At 66.6% G+C, this 6,377-nt stretch carries 7 protein-coding genes; 1 reads left to right on the forward strand and 6 read right to left on the reverse strand.

Going from position 1 to position 6,377, the window contains the following annotated elements:
* Positions 1-61: 61 nt before the first annotated feature.
* A complete protein-coding gene (locus tag ACFO0B_RS11375; RefSeq protein WP_378612357.1) occupies positions 62-1,657 on the forward strand; it encodes a molybdopterin-dependent oxidoreductase in 1,596 nt (531 codons plus the stop codon).
* 137 nt (positions 1,658-1,794) lie between these two features.
* Here ACFO0B_RS11375 and ACFO0B_RS11380 read toward each other — a convergent pair whose 3' ends face one another.
* The 6 genes from ACFO0B_RS11380 to ACFO0B_RS11405 all read right to left on the reverse strand — a co-directional run bounded on the left by ACFO0B_RS11380 (position 1,795) and on the right by ACFO0B_RS11405 (position 6,069).
* The gene (locus tag ACFO0B_RS11380) at positions 1,795-2,016 is read right to left on the reverse strand and encodes a T6SS immunity protein Tdi1 domain-containing protein (RefSeq protein ID WP_378612358.1); all 222 of its coding nucleotides are present in this window, start codon (positions 2,014-2,016) and stop codon (positions 1,795-1,797) included.
* 187 nt (positions 2,017-2,203) lie between these two features.
* Positions 2,204-2,641 (reverse strand): SMI1/KNR4 family protein, encoded by a 438-nt coding sequence (locus ACFO0B_RS11385; RefSeq protein ID WP_378612359.1) that lies wholly within the window; start codon positions 2,639-2,641, stop codon positions 2,204-2,206.
* A gap of 7 nt (positions 2,642-2,648) precedes the next feature.
* Complete coding sequence (locus ACFO0B_RS11390; RefSeq protein WP_378612360.1) at positions 2,649-5,225, reverse strand: HNH endonuclease; 2,577 nt, start codon at positions 5,223-5,225, stop codon at positions 2,649-2,651.
* Positions 5,226-5,389: 164 nt separating this feature from the next.
* Positions 5,390-5,689 (reverse strand): hypothetical protein, encoded by a 300-nt coding sequence (locus ACFO0B_RS11395; RefSeq protein WP_378612361.1) that lies wholly within the window; start codon positions 5,687-5,689, stop codon positions 5,390-5,392.
* Positions 5,690-5,899 (reverse strand): hypothetical protein, encoded by a 210-nt coding sequence (locus tag ACFO0B_RS11400; protein WP_378612362.1) that lies wholly within the window; start codon positions 5,897-5,899, stop codon positions 5,690-5,692.
* Complete coding sequence (locus ACFO0B_RS11405) at positions 5,899-6,069, reverse strand: hypothetical protein (protein ID WP_378612364.1); 171 nt, start codon at positions 6,067-6,069, stop codon at positions 5,899-5,901. The genes ACFO0B_RS11400 and ACFO0B_RS11405 overlap by 1 nt, the downstream gene beginning before the upstream one ends.
* Positions 6,070-6,377: the final 308 nt, after the last annotated feature.

Below are 6,377 nucleotides of genomic sequence, written 5' to 3' on the forward strand. Positions count from 1 at the left end.
CAGCGCCGTCGCCGGAACTTTCCGGCGGCGGCGCTTTCCTTCTCCTGCGTACAGTCGGGGAATGATTGCGCGGGCCGCCGCCGGGATCGCCGCCGGAGTCGTGACGCTGGGAACGGCGGAGCTGCTCGCCGGCGTGCTGAACCAGGAGGGCTCTCCGCTGCGGGTGCTCGGGGACGCGGTGGTCGAGCACGCGCCGCGCGGGCTCCGCGAGTGGGCCATCGAGACGTTCGGGACCGCCGACAAGGGGGTGCTCGTCATCTCCATGCTGGTGGTGGCGGTGCTCGTTTCGGCTGTCGCCGGGGTGCTCGGGCGGGCCGGGGCCGTTGTCCTGGCGGTGCTCGGGGTCGGGGTGGCCTGGCTCGCTGTCGCCGCGGCGGGGGTATTCGCGGCGGTGCCGACCGTGGTCGGGGTCGCCGCGGGGATCTGGGTGCTGCTGTGGGCAGTCGACAGACTGCGAACGACCGGCGGCGGCGACAGCGGTGTCGCCGGTGGCGAGCCGACAGGCGAAGCCGGGGCGGTCGGCGCCCCGGTGCGCGAGCGGCCGGGCCGGGTGGTTGCGGGCGAGACCGCCGGCAGCTCGGCACGGTTTGCGGAGCGGCGGCGGGTGCTGCGCGGGCTCGCGCTGGCGACGGGCGCGGGGATCGTGGCGGGGCTGGCGGGGCGCGCGCTGGGAGCGCTGCGCGCGGACGTCTCGGGTGAGCGCGCCGGAATCGCGCTGCCGCCGCCGCGGGAACCCCTGCCGGACACGCCGTTCGGCGCCGATCTGCGCACCCCGGGAATCACCCCGTACCTCACCCCGAATGCCGACTTCTACCGCATCGACACCGCGATCACCGTCCCGCAGGTATCCATCGAGGACTGGTCACTGCGCATCCACGGCATGGTCGAGCGCGAGATCACCCTGCGCTGGGGCGATCTCGCGAGCCGCCCCGCGGTCGAGCGGCTGACCACGCTCGCCTGCGTCTCCAACCCGGTCGGCGGCGACCTGATCGGCAACGCGCGCTGGCTCGGCTACCGGCTGGACGCGCTGCTCGCCGAGGCGAGGCCGCTGCCCGGCGCCGACATGGTGCTCTCCCACAGCGCCGACGGGTGGACCGCGGGGAGCCCGCTCGGCGCGCTCACCGACGGGCGGGACGCGCTGCTCGCCATCGGCATGAACGGGGAGCCGCTTCCGGTGGCGCACGGGTATCCGGCGCGGCTGGTGGTGCCTGGGCTCTACGGCTACGTCTCCGCCACCAAGTGGGTCACCGAACTGGAGGTCACCCGGTTCGACCGGGCCACCGCCTACTGGACCAAGCTCGGCTGGGCCGCCGAGGGGCCGATCAAGACCGGGACCAGGATCGATACGCCCGCGGCGAGTGCTCGGTTGAAGCCGGGGCGGGTGTCGGTCGCCGGGGTGGCGTGGGCGCAGCATCGCGGGATCGCCGCGGTCGAGGTTCAGGTCGACGATGGGCCGTGGGAGCAGGCCCGACTTGCCGCCGACGTGTCCGTGGATACCTGGCGACAGTGGGTGTACGAGTGGAACGCCACTTCCGGGCCACACACATTGCGAGCACGGGCAACCGATGGGATGGGGGTCGTACAGACCGCAGAGGTGGCGGCGGCCATTCCGAACGGGGCCAGTGGGTATCCGGCGACCTTCGTCCGGGTCGGGTGACTCATTACCCGCATCAGCAGTCACAACACGAGTCCAGCCGAATCTGCCTCAACCCTGGTTCGGCAGCGCCGTACGAGGCGGCGACGATGCCACGGCCCATTCACCCACTCGGCCGAACCACGCCGACTTCCTGACCACTACAGGTAGGGGTTTCTCCCCATGAGTACCCGCGGCGTGAGCTCGCTCAAAATTTGCAGGTGCACTTCCGCATCCAATATCTCGACATTCTCCGGCAACATCGCACCTCCGAGCGCTGGGGCCGGCACGAATCCGTACACGGTGTTGACATCGACAGGCCCCAGCCTTTTCCGCACGCGTTTGAACAGGGGGAGTTCGTCGTCACCGTCCGGATCAAGCACATCTGACCGCGGCGCGGTGGAGTGCGTGAATATTCCTTACTCTAAGGCTTACCGATTCTAATCCGGCTGCCACCTTCTTCGGCGTTAGATTCGCGTCCTCCTTCGCTGCACTATCAAACTATTCATAGCTCTCCCGCAGGCCCACTATAGCTAAAGTCGCTTGGAATCATTCTTCACAAGGTCGCCGTCATTCACACAGAGGAACGAGACCCGCCAGGAACTCATTGAATGTCTTGCCCTCGCAGGTGAGGTTCCCGTCTGTCGGATCCTCTCCTTCGCCCGCTTCCTCTTCGTGATCCCAGAACCACACCGTGCCCGAATCAGAGATTCGCAGCGAGATCGCGAATAGATTGCCGTACGCGTCGCCTCCCACCGGAAAAAGCCAGTCGGGTATACGACCCGCATACCACTCCAAATGAGACCGGACACTCAGCCAATTTGGGAGATCCTTGGCTATTCCGAAGATCGAAACCAATGCTCGATCATTGTCCAGAATATCGCCTCCATCGGATCGACCGAGCAAGTCGCGATATTCTTCGGGTAGACGGTGCCCGACTTCCGATTCGAACTCAGCGATTTCGTTTTCAGAAACAGGAGGATAAGCCTCCTCGAAGAGCTCTTCCATAAATTTCTCAAGGACCTTTCTTTATCGCAACACCACCGGCGTGGCGAACATTGGCGTGGAGATCCATAGGAATCAACTGCATAGTATATCCGTCCTGATGGTGATGCCAAGTGTATCCGCGAGGCTGCCTCCGCAAGCCCGCCAACTGGTTCGCGGCGGTGAAGTCCGATCCGTTGTTGCCGCGAAACCCCGGCGCTGGGAAGCGGACCGTATGTATAGCGTATGGAGAAAAGTCCGGGAAGCCGTCCGGGGTGAAGTCGACGCCTTTGGGATATTTAGTTTGAAGGTCTGCCGGAAGTTTACTTGCAGGATAGTTCTTCCCTGCATGTTCATAGTTCGCCGGTAGTCGACCGCTCGGCAGCCTGTTCACGCCGGGAGGAATGGGCTTCCTGCGGCGTGAACTCGCCGCACCCGAACCGGATCGACCCCTTCCTGCGCTCGCACCGAGCGATGCCGTCGAGTCGGCCATCGCAAAACGAACAGGCGCCATTCCGCCACTCGAAATGGCAATTTCGTGGCTCGCGAACCTGTTAACTGCAATCCGAGCCGTACTGGTGACCTCATTTGCAACCTGCCCCCAGAAGCGAACCTCGCCGACGACCACCTTGCGTGCATTTTCCGGCCATTTAGTGAACTGGGCCGCAGGGGTTCGAAAATCACTGTACAAGGCGCTTGCCCCGTGATGAATCCGTGCGAGTACGTCGCTGACGCGATTCGCGGCTGCGGCAACTCCTGCACCTCGGCTACCGCCGCCCGCACCTCGTCCGGCTTTCCCGGCACCACCGAGGCCTCTGCTTGGAAGCAGGAATGTTCCGACACCGAAGGCGGCTTGACCGAGGGTGTAGGCGGAGTGGTCGCTGTATCCGGACCAGTCGGTGCCGATGACCAGCTTGGACTGTTCGTTGTACGCGTTGCCGATCGCGCGTCGGGTCTTGTCGAACGCGTCTGCCCAGTTCTGGTTCCCCAGCGAGGCGGCGCCGAGTTCCCAGACGGTGGTGCCCAGGGCGGTCGCTCCTGCGGCACCGACGTTCCAGACTTGTTCGCCGAGACCTTGCAGGGCCTCCTCGCGGGTCATGAGGTCGGGGTTCTTCCCGAACATGCGGCCGATGTCGTTGATGGAGTTGGTGATTCCCGACAGGGCACCGATGCCGTAGACCATCCCGACCGCGCTGTCGGCGGCGCCCATTCCGAACTGTTCCCACAGCGGGGGTGCCGGGCGATTGTTGCGTCCGATCTCGTTGCCGTCGCGGTCGAGGTGAATCCTGGTCGAATCGTTGAGCTGTATCGTCGTCCAGCCCGAAGGCGAGGTCGTCGAGCGCCACCACTGGCCGGGTTTGCCGCGGAACTCCTCGGTGAGGCCGGTGTGGTCGAGACGGAAGTGGTGTACGCCGTCGTCGGCGCGTTGGGTGCGCATCATGATGGAGCGGCCCTGGCTGTCGGTGGTGACCGTCCAGTCCTGACCATCGATGTCGGTGGCGGTGCGCCAGCCGTTGCCCGCGCTGTCGACCATGCCGGTGAATCTGCTGTTCACCCCGCCGGAGCCGTCCGGGGTGGCGGTGGTTTCGACGGTGTTGCCGTAGTTGTCGATGTGGACGTTGTTGTAGGAGCCGGCCGCGTTACGGGAGCCGATATCGGTGAACTGGCGTCGGCCTTCGTCGCCGTAGGTCACGGTGCGGACCCGGGTCAGATCGGGTGAGGTCTCGAACTCCGAGGTCGGTCGTCCGCTCGTGGATGTGCCGGGGGCGAAGTGCTGGCCGTAGCCCACCACCTCGGGTGCGCCCGACTCGAAGTAGGAGGCGCTGCCCGTGGCGTCGTTCTGCCACCTCTTGTATCTGCCGGTGGCGTCGATGGTGACGATCCGGGCCCGGGAGATCTCGTTGCCTCCGCCGTCCCTGACCACCGCGTCGACGGAGTCGCCGTTGTTGCCCTCGAGGATCGTGTACTGCACGGTGACCCCCCTGTCGCGCTGCTCGATCCAGGGCACACCTGCTTCTCGGCCGACGGTCGATGGCATGGGCAGCGGATCGCGGTTCGGGCCATCTGCTGCCAGCAGCGGGTCACGCTCGGGCTCGAGGGCGGCGGGTGTCGTCACCCCCGGCTGCACGGGAGATTTCGCAGGTGGCGCCGGTGTGGACGGGGTCGTGACTCCCGGCTGAACCGGCGACTTGGCCGGTGGCGCCGTCGTGGACGGGGTCGTGACTCCCGGCTGCACGGGAGATTTAGCAGGCGGCGCCGGTGTGGACGGAGTTGTCACCCCCGGCTGCACGGGCTTAGGAGGCGGTGTGGTCGCGGGCGCATTCGATTTCGGACTACCACCGCCACCGCCCAGCTCAGCTTCCAGGCCGACAGGACGCACCGCGATCGGCTGCAGAACGACCGGCGGTGTGTTGTTCTGGATCATCTCCCGGCTCGCGGCGATCCGCTCGAGTGCGCGCGCCGCCGACCGCGGGGTCATGTTGTAGAAATCGTGGACTCGTGATCGCTCGCCGGCCCGCCCGTTGCTCGGCTCACCGTCGGCTTCGAGTGCCGGTGTGGCGGCCCGAATCCAGTCGGCACGTTCGTGAATCCAGGAATCCGGGCTCACGCGGCTCGTAGTAGGTGTGGTCATGGCTCACCTCGGGTGTCAGGCGGGCGCAGTGACCTGCGAAGCACGCAAAGGGCCCCTCCGCCGTACTCCGTGGTCGTGGAGGTCATGGCGGAGGGCCCCGGTGCCGAGATCTGCCCGATTCAGTTATGGGTCGCGATAGTTCAGAGTTCGTCGCGGAGCGACTGGGGAATTTCGTAGCGCGCGGCCGGCGGTTCCTGCCCGGGAACGTGCACGCGCAGGAAGCCGCGGAGCTGGTCGATGTGCTGCTGGAGGGCGCGGATCAATCGCAGGGCGTCGCGGAAGCGCAGCTTGTCGTCGACGGCCTGGGCCTCGGGGATCTCCACGCGGGAGCGGAGTTTGGTGACTTCACGCGCCTGCCAGGCGGTGACGGCGCCGATCACGGTGGCTGCGGCGGCGCCGAGGGCCTGGACAAGCTCGCGGCTGAGCCAGCTCTGCGTCATTCATCGCCCCGCCGATGGGCGGGCGATCGGGGTGACCGCGGGCCGGATGAGGATCCCGGCGAGCACGGGGGTGAGCAGGCCGTAGAGGGCGAGGATCGCGTCGATCCAGCCGGTGTCGATCTGCCGGCCGATCAGGAAGGCGATGACGCCGGTGAGGGCGACGAGGACCGAGCGGACCAGGGCGGGCTCGGGGAGCTTGGTGCGGAACATCAGATCTTTCCTTCCTGGGCCTCGAGCAGCCGGTCGACCTTGAGCTCGAGTGCCTCGAGACGCTGCTCGCTGCGGTAGTCCGCGGCGTCGGAGTTGAGGACGTAACCGGCGAGGGTGTCCCGGTAGTCGGAGTCCGCGATGCGGGACTGGAAGCCGTGGCCGCACACCATGGGCCGCCAGTCGAAGGGCTGTGGCGAAATCGCAGAGGTGCCGAACGCAATCCGGCTAGCCGCCTCGACCGCCTCGACCGCCTCGACCGCCTCGACCGCGAAAACATCCTGTTACCACGACCACGCCCCTGCGCCGGGCTGCGCCAGAACCGGCCGGAACTTGCGGCTCGCCCGTTGCAGGGGAAGACATCGCCCTACCTCGGGTCGCGCGTCGCGGCGCGTCACGTCTAACTGGTCAGTTCAGAATGAGTCGGCGTAGGCAGATCATCGAGCAGGCGAGGCTGAGCAGGGCTTGATGGACGTCGGCG

It is taken from the genome of Nocardia jiangsuensis, from assembly GCF_042650385.1.
GTDB classification, from domain to species: Bacteria; Actinomycetota; Actinomycetes; order Mycobacteriales; family Mycobacteriaceae; genus Nocardia; species Nocardia jiangsuensis.

Excerpts from the sequence above, each read along its gene's own strand:
- ACFO0B_RS11375 (WP_378612357.1), top strand. The coding sequence starts at position 62 with ATGATTGCGCGGGCCGCCGCCGGGATCGCCGCCGGAGTCGTGACGCTG.
- ACFO0B_RS11385 (WP_378612359.1), bottom strand. The coding sequence starts at position 2,641 with ATGGAAGAGCTCTTCGAGGAGGCTTATCCTCCTGTTTCTGAAAACGAA.
- ACFO0B_RS11395 (WP_378612361.1), bottom strand. The coding sequence starts at position 5,689 with ATGACGCAGAGCTGGCTCAGCCGCGAGCTTGTCCAGGCCCTCGGCGCC.
- ACFO0B_RS11400 (WP_378612362.1), bottom strand. The coding sequence starts at position 5,899 with ATGTTCCGCACCAAGCTCCCCGAGCCCGCCCTGGTCCGCTCGGTCCTC.
- ACFO0B_RS11405 (WP_378612364.1), bottom strand. The coding sequence starts at position 6,069 with ATGGTGTGCGGCCACGGCTTCCAGTCCCGCATCGCGGACTCCGACTAC.